The organism is Streptomyces sp. KM273126, from assembly GCF_004337435.2.
GTDB classification, from domain to species: Bacteria; Actinomycetota; Actinomycetes; order Streptomycetales; family Streptomycetaceae; genus Streptomyces; species Streptomyces acidicola.
In genome coordinates this window covers 3,486,300-3,501,441 of record NZ_SJXB02000001.1, presented here as the reverse complement: position 1 = coordinate 3,501,441, position 15,142 = coordinate 3,486,300, and the positions used below count along the sequence as shown (strand labels likewise).

Genomic DNA, 15,142 nt, shown 5'->3' with positions numbered 1-15,142 from the left:
ATACGACAACGCTATGGAGTTAACCGTGGTGCTTCTGTTGTGCCGTACCGCTGGGGGTACCGGTGCGTCGTATGCGGGGCCTGACAGGAGTGAGACTCTGCCGTAACCCGGCGCCGCAAGGCAATTCCGCCGTACGTGTGAAAGCTCACACCACCGTTTACCCCAGGTGAATCCAGGAAAGCCGCACAAGCCGAGCGCCGCCCAGCTAGGCTCATGGCCTTTGCTGGACGGCGCCAACCAGCGAGTAACTACCTCAAGTTGAGCACTCCGGTCAGATCTGCCCGTCCTCCAGCATTTCGGTCACAAGGGCCGCGATCTGGGACCGCTCGGACCGGTTCAGCGTGACATGGGCGAAGAGCGGATGCCCCTTCAGCTTCTCGACGACGGCGACCACTCCGTCGTACCGGCCGACCCTCAGATTGTCCCGCTGGGCCACGTCATGGGTGAGAACCACCCGCGAATTCGCGCCGATCCGGGACAGAACGGTCAGCAGGACGTTCCGCTCCAGGGACTGGGCCTCGTCCACGATCACGAACGCGTCATGGAGGGAGCGGCCGCGAATGTGCGTGAGCGGCAGCACCTCCAGCATCCCGCGGGCGGTGACCTCCTCGATGACCTCGCGGGACGTGACCGCCGAGAGCGTGTCGAAGACCGCCTGCGCCCAGGGGCTCATCTTCTCGGCCTCGGTGCCCGGCAGATAGCCCAGCTCCTGCCCGCCCACCGCGTACAGCGGCCGGAAGACCATCACCTTCTGGTGCTGACGGCGCTCCAGCACGGCCTCCAGGCCCGCGCACAGCGCCAGCGCCGACTTGCCGGTGCCGGCCCGGCCGCCCATCGACACGATGCCCACGTCCGGGTCGAGCAGCAGGTCGAGCGCGATCCGCTGCTCGGCGCTGCGGCCCTTGATCCCGAAGGCCTCCCGATCGCCGCGTACGAGGCGGACGTTACCCTCGGGGGTCACCCGGCCGAGCGCCTTGCCGCGCTCGGACTGGATCGTCAGGCCCGTGTGCACGGGGAGTTCGGCGACCTCGGGGACGAATGCGTGCCCCTCCTCGAAGAGGATGTCCACCTGCTCGCCGGCCAGGGTCAGTTCGGACATTCCGGTCCAACCGGAGGAGTCCGTGATGGCCAGTTCCGCGCGGTACTCCTCGGCGAGGAGGCCGACGGAGGACGCCTTGATTCTGAGCGGGAGGTCCTTCGACACGACGGTGACGTCGTACCCCTCGGCCTGCAGATTGCGGGCGACCGCGAGGATGCGGGAGTCATTGTCCCCCAGGCGGTAGCCGGTCGGCAGGACGCTGGGGTCCGAATGGTTGAGCTCGACACGGATCGTTCCGCCGAGGTCCCCGATCGGAATGGGGGCATCGAGACGGCCGTGCCTCACCCGGAACTCGTCCAGCAGACGGAGGGCCTGCCGGGCGAAGTAGCCGAGCTCGGGATGGTGCCGCTTGGCCTCCAGCTCTGTGACCACGACGATGGGGAGCACGACCTCGTGCTCGTCGAAGCGGTTCAGGGCGTTCGGATCGGCCAGGAGGACGCTGGTGTCGAGAACGTAGGTGCGCCGGTCTGGCTTGTGGCGCTTTGTGCTGGTCACCACGGAAGGACGTACCCCCTCGGATGAGGTCGGGGAGCGACGGAGAGGAACTGGACCGGTCGACGGCCGCGATGCACAGGCCGGTGACCGGCCCTCAAGCCTCTTCGTCCGTGCGGTGACCACACGGTCGGGCTGGTGCAAAGGGCCTCCCGGGCGGACGGCCCCGTGCCGCCCGCTGAGATCCGACACCCGTGGTTCGGGTGTCGACCTGACTGGCTTATGCCCTCGAACACGCGCCGCCATGCCATGTGGCACGACGGCGCCCCGGTGAACTCCTCGTTACTTCCGCCCCGCTGGCGGCGTTGCGCACCTCACCCCGGAAGCGGAGGGTCAGCCTCCGTAACGCCGGTGTCGCGCGGCGTAGTCACGCACGGCACGCAGGAAGTCGACCTTGCGGAAGGCCGGCCAGAAGACGTCGCAGAAGTAGTACTCCGAATGGGCGGTCTGCCACAGCATGAATCCCGACAGGCGCTGCTCGCCGCTGGTGCGGATCACGAGGTCCGGGTCGGGCTGGTCGCCGGTGTAGAGGTGCCGGCCGATCATGTCGATGTCGACGGACTCGGCGAGTTCGTCCATCGAGGTGCCCTTGTCCTGGGCGTCGAGAAGCATCGAGCGCACGGCGTCGGCGATCTCCTGACGTCCGCCGTATCCGATGGCGCAGTTGACCATTATCCCGTCGACGTGCGCGGTGGCCTCCTCGGCCTCCTTCAGGGTGGTCTGCATCGGCCCGGGCAGCAGGTCCGGGGTGCCCACGTGGTGCACACGCCAGCGGCCGTCGGCGGCAAGGGAGCGTACGACGTCCTCGATGATCCCGAGAAGCGGGCCGAGCTCCTCCTGCGGGCGGTCGAAGTTGTCCGTGGAGAGCAGCCAGAGGGTGACGACCTTGACGTCCGTCTCGGTGCACCAGCCGAGGAACTCACCGATCTTGTCCGCCCCGGCCCGATGCCCCTGCGCCGCCGTGGAACCGGCTGCCTTCGCCCAGCGCCGGTTGCCGTCCATGATCACGCCGATGTGCTTGGGCACCTGGTCGTGGTCGAGGTGACCTTCAACCCTGCGTGCGTAGACCCTGACCAGCAGGCCACGCAGTTTGTCGCGCAGGTACACGTGTACAGCCCCTCCGTAGCGGATGCGGTCCCCCTCGGCGAAGCCTACCGCTGCCGCGAGGGGCGGGGCCTAGGGGTGTCTGGGGTTGAGGGGTGTGCGGCGGGTGCGTGTGGTGGGTCTGTGCGGGGGTGTGCGGTGGGTCTGCGCGGGGGCATGCGGTGGGTCTGTGCGGGCGGGCGTGGGGGTGTGCGGGTGGGGTGGGGGCTCTGTCCCGTCGGGTTGCGAGGCGTCCATGCGGGGCGGGGTGCGGGGGTACCTCTCGCCGCACAAAAAACGGGCCGGTCCGTGGGGGAGACGGACCGGCCCGAGGGGGGGCTTCCACCATAACCCTTCGTAAGGAATGCTGCATGCATCGGCGCGAAACAACTACTCTCCGGAGTCGGTCGACGACGCGTGGATGGGCGCGGAAGCGTTCATTCAGGGGGTATTCATGGCCGGATCGCAGCGGATTCCAAGGCAATCAGGTGATATCCGAAGGGATACAAGGGGTTTGAGTTCGCTTGTGCGCCACTCGCCGACACATTCCGGCACACCCCCGCACGGGTGAAGGGCGCGAGGTGCGCCCATTTGACGCCATCGTTGATGACACATCCATGATCACGTCCACGACGGCGGAGACGGCCGGTCCCATGCCACTGGAAGCCGTGGAGTCGGCGCGAGTTCGGGGTGCGGGGTGTGGGGCGTGAGGTGCGGCATGCGACCGGTGTCGAGCCGTCGCACGCGGCCGGTGACATGCCGTCAGTCCGGTGGCCACGACACCGCGCAGCCCCCTCCTCCGCGCGGTGCCATGCGCGCAGCTTTGCTCACGCGAATTACCTTGGTCTGAACTTAACGCTCGATGTGCGACTTGAGCGAGCGGCCCCCGATAACGATGTGGACACCGCGCGACTCCGACCGGGACGAATACGGTGAACTCAGGCGGACGTACCGGCACGTACGGGCCAGCCGGTGCGGGTCGCTACCGGCCGGACTTGCGGGCCTCGATGAGATGGCGGGTGCTGTGGGCCACGAACGGGCCCTCCGCCTCGATCCTCTCGTGCAGCGCGAGGAGTCCGGGCCGGTACGCGTCCACGCTGAAACCGGGCACCATCCAGACGACCTTGCGCAGGAAGTGCACGACGGCGCCGATGTCGAGGAACTCGATCCGCAGCCGTTCCGCGCGCAGGTCGACCACCTCCAGCCCTGCGGCCTCCGCATCCGCGCGCTCGCGGTCGGGGTGGCGGTTGCCGCTCTGCTCCTCCGGCTGCGGGCCGAGGAAGTACTCGACGACCTCGAAGACGCTGCGGGGGCCCACGTGCTGGGCGAAGTACGTGCCGCCCTGCTGGAGGACACGGGCGATCTCCGCCCACTGCGGGCTGACCGGGTGCCGGCTCGTCACCAGGTCGAACGCCTCGTCCGCGAACGGCAGCGGCGCGTCCTCGGGGCTGGCGACGACGGCGACGCCGCGCGGGTGGAGGAGGGCGGTGGCCTTGGCGACGTTCGGGGGCCAGCCCTCGGTGGCCACGGTGAGCGGGGCGAACGCCGGGGCGGAAGCCAGGACCTCCCCTCCCCCGGTCTGGAGGTCGAGCGCGGCGGAGGCGCGGGCGATCCGCTCCGCCATCGACCGTGCGTACCCCCACGAGGGTCGCTCCTCCGTGGCCCTGCCCTCGAACCAGGAGAAGTCCCAGCCTTCGGTGGGCGCGGCCTCGGCCTCGGCGACGAGGGCCTCGAAGGTGCGCGAGGTCCGAAGCGTACGAGGGGTGCGAGGGGTCCGGTCAGAGTGGTCGGCGTCGGCGGCGGTCATGGGGGGATCCTCGCAAGGGCGGGATGAAGGACGCGACTGAATTCGGGGTCGGTGACGGGGCCGGCCCGGCCCTCACGCCTCCAGGACCAGCAGGACGTGCTCGTCCTCGCCATGCCGCACAGTGCCGGTGCGGCGGAAGCCATGGCGCTCCAGGAGGCGGACCGAGGCGGTGTTGCCGTGGAACGGGTCGGCGTACAGCGGACGGTTCTGCTCCTCCTGGAGGAAGAGGGCCAGGGCTCTGGTGCCGATGCCCCGGCCCCAGTACCGGCGGCCCAGCCAGTAGCCGACGAAGCGGCGGCCGTCCTCCTCCCACCAGGCCATCAGGTTCCCGGCGGTTTCACCGTCGACCGTGACCGTCCGCACGAGGCCGGTGGGGTTGCCGAGGACGCGCTTCGCCCAGTGGTTCATGAAGGCCTCGCGCTCACGGGCGGGGAACCTCGAACGCCGCACCGCCTCCGCGTCCTGTTCGTAGGCGTGGAAGAGTTCCAGGTCGCTCTCCTGAACGCCCCGCAGCCGAATGATCTCGCCGTCGATCCCACCGTTGTCACTCATGCCCGGGAGTGTGTCAGCGGGCACTGACAACGATCGCTGACCTGCGCTTTCCGAAATCACGGGAGACTCGCGGGAAGTATCACGGGACCAGCGGGCGCACCTCGGTCGCCACGAACCGTACGAAGCCCTTCGGGTCGGGCTCGTCCGCCGTGGGCTGGAGGATCACCGTGTCCGCTCCCGCCTCCGCGAAGCGGCGCACGGCCTCGGCGACGGTGCCCGCGTCGCCGGCGACCCCCGAGGCCCGCCCCTCCACCGCCTGTTCGGCCTGGACACGGGCGGAGGCGTCCGGGCCGGTCGCCGCGAGGAGGTAGACGATCACCTTGTGGGAATCGGTGCGGCCGGCCGACTTCCGCCCCTCGTCGATGAGCCGGCGGGCGCGGCGTACGTCCTCCGGTGACGTACCGGCGGTCAGGATCGTGCCGTCCGCCGCCTCGCCGGAGAGCCGCAGCGTGCGCGGCCCGGTCGCGCCGGCCAGTAGCTCCACGCCGGGCTCCGGGGGCCAGTCGAGCGCCACGTCGTCCAGCTTCACGTAGCGGCCGCCGGTCGTGATCCGCTCCCCGTCGAGCAGCGCGCGCAGGGCCAGCAGATGCTCACGCAGCAGGGTCAGCGGCGACTCCACCCGCGCTCCGACCTGTCCCATCCAGTTCTGCACGCCGTGTCCGACGGCCAGGGTCGCCCGCCCCGGGAACAGCCGGTGCAGGGTGGCGGTCTCCATCGCGGTGACCGCGACGTTCCGCAACGGCACCGGCAGCAGCCCGACCCCCACCCGTACGCGTTCCGTCCAGGCGAGGGCGGCGGACGCGGCCGAGATGCCCCCTTCCAGAAAACAGTCCTCCCACAGCCACAGCTGCTCCAGACCGGTCTCGTCGGCAAGGCGCGCGATCGCACGCAGTCGCTCGGGCGGCAGTTGGGGCCGGAACACAGCACCGAGTCCAGTCATGATGCCTTCCTACCTACGGCCGGGGACCCGTACAACCGCATTACGCGTCCGCGGAGTCGGCGGGCTCGGCGCGCTCGTACCGCAGCAGCACGACCCCGTTGCCGAAGGTCCGGTTCTCCAGCAGCCGCAGCTTCCGCCGGGTGTCGGACTCCGCGAACAGGGGCTTGCCCCGGCCGAGGACGACCGGGTGGACGTAGATCCGGTACTCGTCGACCAGGTCGTTCCGCATGAACTCGGCGGCGAGTTCGGCGCCCCCGAGGGCCAGGTCGCCGCCGTCCTGCGCCTTGAGCGCCCGGATGTCCTCGACCACGACGTCCCGCACGATCGTCGTGTGCCACTGGGCGTGCTGCAGGGTCCGCGAGAACACGATCTTCGGCATGTTCCGCCAGATCGCCGCGAAGTCGGCCACGGGACCGGTGCTGTCCTTCGCCCGGTCGGCGGTCGGCCAGAAGTCCGCCATCAGCTCGTACGTCACCCGCCCGTCGAGGAAGGCGCCCATGGTCGCGAGCTGCTCGTTGAAGTGCGTGTGCAGTTCGTCGTCGACCATGTGCCAGTCGATCTCGCGGTTCGGCCCCTCGATGTAGCCGTCGAGGGACACGGACATCATCAGGATGATCTTTCTCATGGCGGCTCGCTCCTGGTCCCGCGCGCCGGTGGCGCTCCGACTCGTCGCTTCCGTACGTGCTCACTCCCGTACGTGCTCTCGCGTCTCCAGCATCGCGCGGTCCGGCCCACCGGGCGGGGACGCCGGGCCCGTACGCCGTGTGTGTCCGGACCTCGGCCGAGCCGGCCGTCGGGCGGCTGCGATCGGCCCTCCGGGTCCTCCGGGTCTTCCCGGTCTTCCGGGTCCTCCGGGTCCTCCGGGTCCTCCGGGTCCTCCGGGTCCTCCGGGTCCTCCGGGCGATCGTCCGTCAGCTCAGTTCGCCCCCGGCCCCGCTCGCGGTGCCCTTCCCGTCCTCGCTCGCCGTCGCGCCCCTCGGGAACGACACCTCCACGCGGCGGTTCTTGCGGCGGCCCTCCTCCGAGGAGTTGTCCGCGATGGGGTAGTCCTCGCTGTACCCCCGCACCTCGAAGGTGACGTTCGAGCCGAGGGAGCCGGCCAGCTGGTCGTGGACGATGTCCGCGCGCGCCTTGGACAGGGTCTTACCGTGCGCGTACGAGCCGAGGTTGTCCGTGAAGCCGAAGACACGGACCGTGGTGGGCTTCTGTGCCTTGATCTCGTCGGCGATCGCCTGGATACGCGAGCGTGCCTCCGGGTTCAGCTTCGAGCTGTTCTTGGGGAACAGCACCTCCGCCTGGAGCGCGAACGTCACGTTCTGGTTCGTGTCCTCCCTGCGCTCCTCACCTCCGAGGTCCTCCACGACCGACTTGATGTCCAGCACCTTGGCGGACGCGAGCGTCGCGCCGTCGGCGAGCTTGAGTCCCGGGCTGTTCGCATCCACCTCCGGGGGCGGTGCGCTGGTGACGGTGCCCGGGGGTTCGCTGGGGTCGTCGGCGGCGTACACCGGGGTGAGGGTGAGGGTGGCGAGTACGGCCAGCGCCGTGCAGGTGGTGGCGGTACGGGGCGTGAGTGCGGCCATGGGTCACTCGCCCTGGGAGAGTTCGACGGAGGCGGGGGGCATGGAGCCGACCTGGAAGTCGACCTTTGTGGTGCCGTCGGGTGGGGCGGGGAACTGGGCGTACCACTGGGAGGTGGCACCGTCGCGGACGCCGCCGCCGGTAAACTGCGTGCACAGGCAGCGCCCTGCGGTGTCACGCAGGATGAGGTACTTCTTCTTACCTTCCTGGTCAATGAGGCTGGCGCCGGAAATCGATCCGCCGTTCTTGGCCAACTCCGTTTCGTCGCTCCGCCAGTCCGCCGCAACCCAGACGGCGCCCGTGTTGTTCGTCACGGTCCCCTCGACTGTCACGAAGCCCCCGCCGTCACGCTTGGCGGAGGTGATTGCGAGCGTCAAGCCGTTCTGCCCCTTGACCTCGGCGAGCACCGTATCCGACTGCGGTTCCTGCGACTCCTGCTTGCCGTCGTCGCTGCCCTTCTTGGCGGGAGCCGAGGAAGAGGCGCTGTTCTCCGACTTGTCGTCGTCACCTCCACCGCAACCGGCTACCGTGAGGAGCAGTCCGCCGGCGATCGTCACCGCGGTCACCGCCCTGCGGACCTTCATGGTGCGCCGAAAGTTCATCGGTACGGCTTCCTCTCACTCGGCCAGATGCACTGAGAACATCACGGACGCGTCGGGAAGGTCGTCCGGATCGAAATCTTCGGGGTCGATGTTCACGGGTTCGTCGTCACAGACGAGATCCAGGGGCTTCGTCGGATCCGCGTCCGCATCGAACTCGCAGCGCGGCTTGATGACGGCGGTGGCTTCGGCCTCTGCCTGCATGTTCTCCGTGCCGGGGATGATCGAGTCGCCGACTGTGTAGTTCGTCTGGACGGCGACGTGGAACCTGAGATAGCCGTCCACGACCTCAGCGTCAGCTCCGCCCAAGACCGTCGCGTCGTTGTCGGCGGCCAGCGCCTGAGCCGCAGCTGTAGGCCCGTCGTTAGGGATGGCCACGTCACCCGGCAGGTGCAGCCAGTCCAGCCAGTTGTCATCTGTGCCGACGGCGTCCCCCAGGCCAAGCAATAACTCGTCCCGGGCTTCCTGCGCCGCCGCCAACGCAGCAGCGTCCGCCGCGGATTGAGCACCATTGCGGGCGAACGCTGCCTGGGCGAACGCGAAGAAGGCCAACGCGGCGAAGAGCAGAATCACCGTCAGCCAGATGTAGATCGGGAGAGTCTGCCCTCTGTCGCCGCGCGGATGCCTGAAGGTCAGCCGCCGCCGATCACATTGCCGACTGCGGTCGCGATCGCGCCGGAGATCATTCCATCCAACCCCAACCCATCGATCATCACGAAGATCCCCGCCACGATGATCATGATCCCCGCGTACTCCACGAACCCGGCCCCCGCGTCCCGTCCCTTCCCCCGCATCCGGGAGACAACGGTCCGCTTCCAGTCGCCGAACTTGCTGAACCTGTTCACGACGCCTGCCCTCTCGCCCGATGCCGATGACACTGCCGACCACAGCACCGTACGTGAGATTCCGCCTACTCCGGGTGGGTCCGGAGACCCAACTTCCCCCGCCTCCCCCGGGAACCGGACTCATCAGCTCCACCCCTCCCGAGCAGTCCCGAGCCAGTGAGCAATCGCTTCGCTCCGCGAGGAACTGTGCAGCTTCGCGAAGATGCGGTTGATGTGGTTCTTCACGGTCTTCTCGCTGATGAAGCAGGCGGCGGCGATCTGGCGGTTGTTCATGCCGGACGCGATGAGGTCCATCACCTCCACCTCCCTTGAACTCAGACCGAAGGCCGGACGGTCGGGGACGCGGCGACGGAGTCGTGCCGCGACTGCGGATCGAGCCTTCGACGACTGTGCCACAACCAATTGCAGCTGCGAAGTGGGTTCATGACTTTCGTGTGAAGGTTCGTACGAAACACCGAGCGGAGATGAGACACCGGCGGAGGCGGGGACGTGCGCCGACGGCGAGAGTGTGGGCAAGCCGTTCTTCAAGTCCCTTACCGAGGCGATCAGTTCGGGCGCCGTGAACTCGCCGTGGACCAGGTAGCCGGTGGCGCCCCGGCGCAGTGCCTCGGCCACGACCTCGGGTTCTCGGCTGTACGTCAGCATCATCACGGGGGCCAGCGCGGCGAGTTCGGGCAAGGCGGTCAGGCCGTCCGTGCCGGGCATGCGGACGTCCAGCAGGATCACGTCCGGGCGGCAGCCGGCGGCCCTGCGCACCGCTTCCTCGCCGTTCGTCGCCTCGGCGACGACCTCGATGTCGGGGTGCGCGCCGAGCAGCGCGGCGAGGCCCGCGCGGACGACCGGGTTGTCGTCGGCCACGAGGACGCGGAGGGGCGGGCCGGGAAGTGCCTGGTCAGGCATGGACGGCCTCCTGTCGGGGGGTTGGGGGTGGGCAGCGGGAGGTCGATCGTGATCTCCGTACCTCCCGTCGCGGGTCGCGTCACGTGCAGTCGGGCGCCGATCCTCGCCGCTCGCTCCGTCACGCCCAGCAGCCCGAAGTGGCCGGATCTGGCCGCCTGGTTGACGGTGAAGGCGGGCGGGAGGCCCACTCCGTCGTCCGTGACGCGGAGACGGAGGGCGTCGGCGGAGTGCTCCACCTCGACCACCACCTCCGTCGCCTGCGCGTGGCGGTGCGCGTTCTCCAGGGCCTCCGAGACGATCGCCAGGAGGTCGTGGGTCTTCTCGTACGAGAGCGGAGGGGGCGTGGTCCGCGTATGCCGGAGCCGTGCCGGGAGCGACGTGCGAGAGGTGAAGTCCTCGCTCCGCGACGTCAGTTCGGTCAGCAGGTCCAAGGGCTGCGGCGTCGTCAGGTCCGTGTGGTGGCGCAGGTCCGTCAGGAGGTCGCGGGACTCCGAGGCCGCCCGGCGGGCGGCGGCGGCCACCAGCGTGGCCTGCTGCCCGAGTACCTGGGGGTCGGCCGCCCGGTCCGCCGACGTCGCCAGGGCCTCCGCCGCCAGCGCCAGGCCGTGCAGCGTCTTGGCGACCGAGTCGTGCAGTTCGCGGGCCAGGCGGGCGCGTTCGGACTCCACCGCCTCCGCCACGGCGAGGCGGGACGTGGCCTCGGAGAGCGCCTGGGTGGCTGTTCCGAAGCGGAACATCAGGTTGCGCAGGGTCACGCCGACGATGCCGGCCGCGATGCAGAAGCCCGCGATCAGGAGGGTGCTCGTGCCGGCGCCGGGGCGGTGTTCCCAGGCGCGGTACACGGTGAGCAGGACGGCCAGTTGCAGGCCGGTGAAGACTCCGGCGCCGCGCCAGCCGTAGAGGAGGCCCGACAGGAGCGGGGTGCAGACCGTGGCGTAGGCCAGGGGGGACGCCGGGGACGCCGTCAGGAGCAGGACGGCACCGAAGAGGAGGTCCAGCGCCATGAGGGTGGGGTGCGCGAGGACGCGGGGGCCGAAGCGGTCCCAGTCCCTGAGCATGGCGTACGAGCCCATGGTGCCGAGGACCCCGGCGGTGAGGACGGCGTAGCGCGAAGGGCTGTCCGTGGTGTTGGCCATCGCGAAGGGCGTGCCGATGACGAGCAGGGCGAGGCGGACGGCGAAGGTCTGGCGGCACAAGGCCTGCAGTGCGCTCAGTCGCAGGCGGAGGCTTGCGGGAGCGGGCACGTCGTCGGCCAGGTAGCCGCCGGCGGTTCCTCCCGGCCGGTGCCCGGAACGCGGCTGACGCGGACCGTGGAACGGACGCCTTCTCATCAGCGGCCCAGGATGTCGCCGAAGTTCGTGCCCGAGCCGAGGAACATCCCGGTCGCGATGAGGATCATCGTCGCGGGGAGCATGAAGACCAGGGTCACGAGGGTCGCCTTGGGGATCGTCTTGGCGGCGCGGCGGCGGGCGTTCTGGGCGTCGGTGCGACGCATGTCCGTGGCGAGCTGGATGAGGGTCTCGGCGATCGGTGAGCCGAGTTCCTCGCCCTGCTGGAGCGCCGACACGAACTGGGCGACCTGCTCGGAGGAGTTGCGCTTGCGGAGCTCGTCGAAGGCCTGGCGGCGGCTGACGCCCATGTCCATCTGGCGCAGGGTGATGCGCAGTTCGTCGGCCCAGGGTCCTTCGTATTTCTCCGCCACCCGGTCCAGTGCCTGGCGGAAGCCGAGGCCCGCCGAGACGACGACGGCCAGGACGTCGAGGAAATCGGGGAGTGTGCGGTCGATGACGTCCTTGCGTTCGCGGATGGCCTGCCAGATCAGCGCGTCGGCGGCCAGCACGCCGAAGGCGAAGGTCCCGAGGGCCAGGAAGAGCTGGCCGTTGGTGAGGAAGACCAGGCCCATGAAGAGGCCGAAGATGCCGTAGACGGCGCGGCGGGCCGCGTACCTGTTCAGGGTGAGGCCGCCCGGGTTGCCGGCCATGTCGATGCGGCGGCGTTTCGCATTGACGCGGCGCGGCCCCATCAGACGCAGGACGAGGGGCGCGAAACGCATGCCGATACGGTCGACGGCCGAGCCCGCCTTGGAGACGCGGGTCGCGCCCACCTCCAGGGCGAGGGCCAGGTCGCCGGGCAGCTTCGCCTCCGCGCGGATCATGCGGATACCGAGGAACATGCCCGCGACCGAGACGGCGGTCAGGAGGGCGAGCAGCAGGGGCAGCACCGTAACCTCTCCTCCCCTCTCATCCTTCGAATCTCATATTTCGATTCTCATACTTCGATCTTGCCCAGGCGGCGGATGACGAAGAAACCGACCGTGTAGAGGCCCAGCGCGATCAGGACCAGGGCCTGGCCGAGCGGCGATCCGGTCACACGGGCCAGCGCGCCGTCGTTCGAGGAGTTGATCAGGACCAGGGAGCCCAGGCCCAGGAACGGGACCGTGAAGGCCGTGGCGTTGACCTCGGAGAGCATCGTGCGGACCTCGCGGCGGGTCTCCTTGCGGTCCTCCAGCGTCTGGGTGAGGTTGCGCAGGGAGCTGACCACCGAGCCGCCCGCCCTGTTGGACAGGACGAGGGTGGTGACGAGGACGATCAGCTCGCGGGACGGCAGGCGTTCGGCCAGCTCGCCGAGTGCGTCGTCGATCGAGCGGCCGAGGGTCAACTGGTCGGCGACCCGGGCCAGTTCCTCGCCCGCCGGGGCCTCCAGCTCCTCCGCCGCCAGGGCCAGCGCCGTACGGAGGGCCAGGCCGGCGGCCGTGGCGTTGGCGATGAGCCGTGCCACGTCGGGGAGTTGGTTGATGAACGCCTCGATGCGTTTCTGGCGCTGCCAGTTCAGGAAGATGGCCGCGCTCCAGATGCCGACGAGGGCGGCGATCGGGCCGAAGAAGGGCGCCAGGGTGGCGGCGGCGATCAGCCAGAGGGCGACGACGACCGCGGCGACGTACGTGGCGAACTCGCCCGCCGTCAGGTCGAGTCCGGTGGCGGAAAGGCGCAGGTTGATGGTCCGGCCGAGGCGGGTGCGGCGCAGGCGTCGGTCGATGCTCGTGAAACGGCGGACGCGGCCGCCCAGAGTGCGGGCGGGGGCTGTGCCGGCGAGCCGGTCGACGAGAGCCTGGCGCTGGGCGCGGCCGGAGGCGAACGTGTGCACGCCCGCGACGGCGAGGGTGCAGCACAGGACGGTGGCGCCGAGGGCCAGCAGGGAGGGGTTGTTCATGCCGGGCACCTCTTCGAGGGCTCGTACGTCTTCATCGGTTCGTACAACGGCTGGGGCGTCATCACCGGCTCGCACGTCTCCAACGGCTCGGGCGTCCTCGTCATCCGATGGCCTGCCTCGTGGGAAGTGCGTCGAGGGCCTCGGCCACGCCGAAGGCGGGCGGCAGCGGTTCGTTGGCCACGTACAGCTTCTCCGCGACCTGGCGGGGCAGAGGGAGGTGCTCGAAGTGGCCCTTGACGACGCGGTCCGCCCCGAGGGGCTGCGGGACGAAGCGCGACACCGTGGCGATACGGAACTGTTCGCGGCCGTGCGAGACGAGCAGCGCGACCTCCGTCACCTTGCGGGAGCCGTCCGCGAAACGGGTGAGCTGGACGACCACGTCGACGGCCGAGTTGATCTGGTCCTTGAGGGCCTCGAAGGGGATGAGCACCTCGGACATCGAGCCGAGGGTCTGGAGCCTCATCAGGGCGTCCTCGGCGGAGTTGGCGTGGACGGTGGCGAGGGAGCCGTCGTGACCCGTGGACATCGCCTGGAGCATGTCGAGGGTCTCGCCGCCTCGGACCTCACCGACGATGATGCGGTCGGGGCGCATACGGAGGGAGTTGCGGACCAGGTCGCGGATGGTGATCTGGCCCTTGCCCTCGATGTTCGGCGGGCGGGACTCCAGGGGGATCACGTGCTCCTGCTGGAGCTGGAGTTCGGCGGAGTCCTCGATGGTGATGATGCGCTCGTGGGACGGGATCAGGCCGGAGAGCGCGTTGAGGAGCGTCGTCTTTCCGGTGCCCGTACCACCGCTGACGATCACGTTGAAACGGGCGCGGACGAACGCGGCGAGCAGCATCAGCATCTGCTCGTCGAGCGAGCCGAGGCCGATCAGCTCGGGGAGCGTGTACGCGCGCGGGAAGCGGCGGATGGTGAGGGTCGGGCCCGAGAGTGCGAGCGGCGGGATGATCACGTTGACGCGCTCGCCGGTGGGGAGGCGGGCGTCGACCATGGGGTTCGACTCGTCGACGCGGCGGTTCACGGTCGAGACGATGCGCTCGATGGTCTGCATGAGCTGTTCGGTGGAGGCGAAGCGGAGGGGGAGCTGTTCGACCCGTCCGGCGCGCTCCACGAAGATCGAGTCCGGGCCGTTGACCATGATCTCGGTGATCGAGGCGTCGGCGAGGAGGGGCTCCAGGACGCCGAGGCCGAGCGCCTCGTCCACGACCCTTCGGATCAGCTGGGACCGCTCGGCGGACGAGAGGACCGGCCCCTCCCGGCTGATGATGTGGCCGAGGACGCGCTCCAGGCGGGCCCGGCGTTCGGCTGCCGCCAGGCTCGACATCTCGGCGAGGTCGATCTCTTCGAGGAGCTTGGCGCGGTAGACGGCCACGAGGTGTCCGTCCTCGCGTCCGGCTCCGCCCTCGTCGGGGGTGGCGATACGGGATCGCAGGCTCATCTTCTTCTTCAGCTCCTCTCGGGGGTACGGGGTTCAGACGCCGTCGTTGTCATTGGGCATGGTGACGCTGCGTTCGATCGGCGGGACATCGAACAGGGGGATGACGGAGGGGACATTGACGATGACGGTGGCGGTGACGGTGTCGCCGCCTCCTCCCCCGGGTTCGACAACGGGGTCCAGCCATTGGCTCGCCGCCGCCTGGCCTGCGGCACCGCCTGTGCCGGGGTTCAGGGACTCGGCCCGAGCCGCAGCCCGGGCCGCCGTACCCGCCTGATTGACCCCGTACCCGATGAGCCCGAGCTGGATGGCCGCCATCCCCACGAGGAGGAGGATCGGCAGGAACCCGGCGAACTCCAGGATGGAGGCGCCTCGGTCGTTCCAGCGGCGACGGCTCGGCTGCGCCGGGGAATTTCGCCCCCGCCGCCCCTCCCCTTTCCCATCCCCAGGGGCTCCGCCCCTTCGGCCCCGGACTCGGAGTGGTGAGCGGGAGGCGGACAGCCCGGCCTCGCCGATCGCCACCGCAGCCGCCTCCGGCGGTCGCCCGGTGACGAACGGCCAGGCTTGGACCGTGGAAGGTCCGCCGATATGAGGATGGC

16 protein-coding genes are annotated in these 15,142 nt (G+C 69.6%); all 16 read right to left on the bottom strand.

Features of this window, described 5'->3' with window-relative positions; translation table 11 throughout:
• Positions 1-271: 271 nt before the first annotated feature.
• Positions 272-1,597: a PhoH family protein gene (locus E0500_RS15150; protein ID WP_131561699.1), complete on the bottom strand. Its 1,326-nt coding sequence runs from the start codon at positions 1,595-1,597 to the stop codon at positions 272-274.
• A gap of 327 nt (positions 1,598-1,924) precedes the next feature.
• Positions 1,925-2,698 carry an isoprenyl transferase gene (locus E0500_RS15145; protein WP_131561700.1) on the bottom strand — a complete coding sequence of 258 codons (774 nt, stop codon included), beginning with the start codon at positions 2,696-2,698 and terminating at the stop codon, positions 1,925-1,927.
• A gap of 958 nt (positions 2,699-3,656) precedes the next feature.
• Positions 3,657-4,481 carry a class I SAM-dependent methyltransferase gene (locus E0500_RS15140; protein ID WP_131567236.1) on the bottom strand — a complete coding sequence of 275 codons (825 nt, stop codon included), beginning with the start codon at positions 4,479-4,481 and terminating at the stop codon, positions 3,657-3,659.
• 72 nt (positions 4,482-4,553) lie between these two features.
• Positions 4,554-5,033: a GNAT family N-acetyltransferase gene (locus E0500_RS15135; protein ID WP_131567240.1), complete on the bottom strand. Its 480-nt coding sequence runs from the start codon at positions 5,031-5,033 to the stop codon at positions 4,554-4,556.
• Between the two features lie 79 nt (positions 5,034-5,112).
• Entirely contained in the window at positions 5,113-5,973 is an 861-nt protein-coding gene (locus E0500_RS15130) for an LLM class flavin-dependent oxidoreductase (RefSeq protein WP_131567242.1), read from the bottom strand.
• Positions 5,974-6,013: 40 nt separating this feature from the next.
• Positions 6,014-6,598: a dihydrofolate reductase family protein gene (locus E0500_RS15125; RefSeq protein ID WP_131567245.1), complete on the bottom strand. Its 585-nt coding sequence runs from the start codon at positions 6,596-6,598 to the stop codon at positions 6,014-6,016.
• Positions 6,599-6,884: 286 nt separating this feature from the next.
• Positions 6,885-7,553, bottom strand: a complete 669-nt coding sequence (locus E0500_RS15120; protein WP_131567247.1) for an OmpA family protein — start codon at positions 7,551-7,553, stop codon at positions 6,885-6,887.
• Positions 7,554-7,556: 3 nt separating this feature from the next.
• Entirely contained in the window at positions 7,557-8,153 is a 597-nt protein-coding gene (locus tag E0500_RS15115; protein ID WP_131567250.1) for a hypothetical protein, read from the bottom strand.
• Between the two features lie 15 nt (positions 8,154-8,168).
• Positions 8,169-8,786 (bottom strand): pilus assembly protein TadG-related protein, encoded by a 618-nt coding sequence (locus tag E0500_RS15110; protein WP_181587237.1) that lies wholly within the window; start codon positions 8,784-8,786, stop codon positions 8,169-8,171.
• Positions 8,783-8,995 (bottom strand): hypothetical protein, encoded by a 213-nt coding sequence (locus E0500_RS15105; protein WP_165935103.1) that lies wholly within the window; start codon positions 8,993-8,995, stop codon positions 8,783-8,785. The genes E0500_RS15110 and E0500_RS15105 overlap by 4 nt, the downstream gene beginning before the upstream one ends.
• Positions 8,996-9,118: 123 nt before the next feature.
• The gene (locus E0500_RS15100; protein WP_399120201.1) at positions 9,119-9,811 is read right to left on the bottom strand and encodes a LuxR C-terminal-related transcriptional regulator; all 693 of its coding nucleotides are present in this window, start codon (positions 9,809-9,811) and stop codon (positions 9,119-9,121) included.
• Positions 9,718-11,226 carry a sensor histidine kinase gene (locus E0500_RS45405; RefSeq protein WP_399119211.1) on the bottom strand — a complete coding sequence of 503 codons (1,509 nt, stop codon included), beginning with the start codon at positions 11,224-11,226 and terminating at the stop codon, positions 9,718-9,720. Before E0500_RS45405 ends, E0500_RS15100 begins: the two co-directional genes overlap by 94 nt.
• On the bottom strand, positions 11,226-12,116 hold the full coding sequence (locus tag E0500_RS15090; protein WP_181587007.1) for a DUF5936 domain-containing protein: 891 nt from the start codon (positions 12,114-12,116) through the stop codon (positions 11,226-11,228). The genes E0500_RS45405 and E0500_RS15090 overlap by 1 nt, the downstream gene beginning before the upstream one ends.
• Before the next feature lie 47 nt (positions 12,117-12,163).
• Positions 12,164-13,105: a type II secretion system F family protein gene (locus E0500_RS15085; protein ID WP_131567256.1), complete on the bottom strand. Its 942-nt coding sequence runs from the start codon at positions 13,103-13,105 to the stop codon at positions 12,164-12,166.
• Between the two features lie 100 nt (positions 13,106-13,205).
• Positions 13,206-14,546 (bottom strand): CpaF family protein, encoded by a 1,341-nt coding sequence (locus E0500_RS15080; protein ID WP_131567258.1) that lies wholly within the window; start codon positions 14,544-14,546, stop codon positions 13,206-13,208.
• 33 nt (positions 14,547-14,579) lie between these two features.
• Positions 14,580-14,903 carry a TadE/TadG family type IV pilus assembly protein gene (locus tag E0500_RS15075; protein ID WP_220141038.1) on the bottom strand — a complete coding sequence of 108 codons (324 nt, stop codon included), beginning with the start codon at positions 14,901-14,903 and terminating at the stop codon, positions 14,580-14,582.
• Positions 14,904-15,142: the final 239 nt, after the last annotated feature.

What these genes read in the sequence shown, in the direction of transcription:
- E0500_RS45405 (WP_399119211.1), bottom strand. Translation starts at nt 11,226, where the DNA reads ATGAGAAGGCGTCCGTTCCACGGTCCGCGTCAGCCGCGTTCCGGGCAC.
- E0500_RS15085 (WP_131567256.1), bottom strand. Translation starts at nt 13,105, where the DNA reads ATGAACAACCCCTCCCTGCTGGCCCTCGGCGCCACCGTCCTGTGCTGC.
- E0500_RS15140 (WP_131567236.1), bottom strand. Translation starts at nt 4,481, where the DNA reads ATGACCGCCGCCGACGCCGACCACTCTGACCGGACCCCTCGCACCCCT.
- E0500_RS15130 (WP_131567242.1), bottom strand. Translation starts at nt 5,973, where the DNA reads ATGACTGGACTCGGTGCTGTGTTCCGGCCCCAACTGCCGCCCGAGCGA.
- E0500_RS15120 (WP_131567247.1), bottom strand. Translation starts at nt 7,553, where the DNA reads ATGGCCGCACTCACGCCCCGTACCGCCACCACCTGCACGGCGCTGGCC.
- E0500_RS15135 (WP_131567240.1), bottom strand. Translation starts at nt 5,033, where the DNA reads ATGAGTGACAACGGTGGGATCGACGGCGAGATCATTCGGCTGCGGGGC.
- E0500_RS15080 (WP_131567258.1), bottom strand. Translation starts at nt 14,546, where the DNA reads ATGAGCCTGCGATCCCGTATCGCCACCCCCGACGAGGGCGGAGCCGGA.
- E0500_RS15115 (WP_131567250.1), bottom strand. Translation starts at nt 8,153, where the DNA reads ATGAACTTTCGGCGCACCATGAAGGTCCGCAGGGCGGTGACCGCGGTG.
- E0500_RS15125 (WP_131567245.1), bottom strand. Translation starts at nt 6,598, where the DNA reads ATGAGAAAGATCATCCTGATGATGTCCGTGTCCCTCGACGGCTACATC.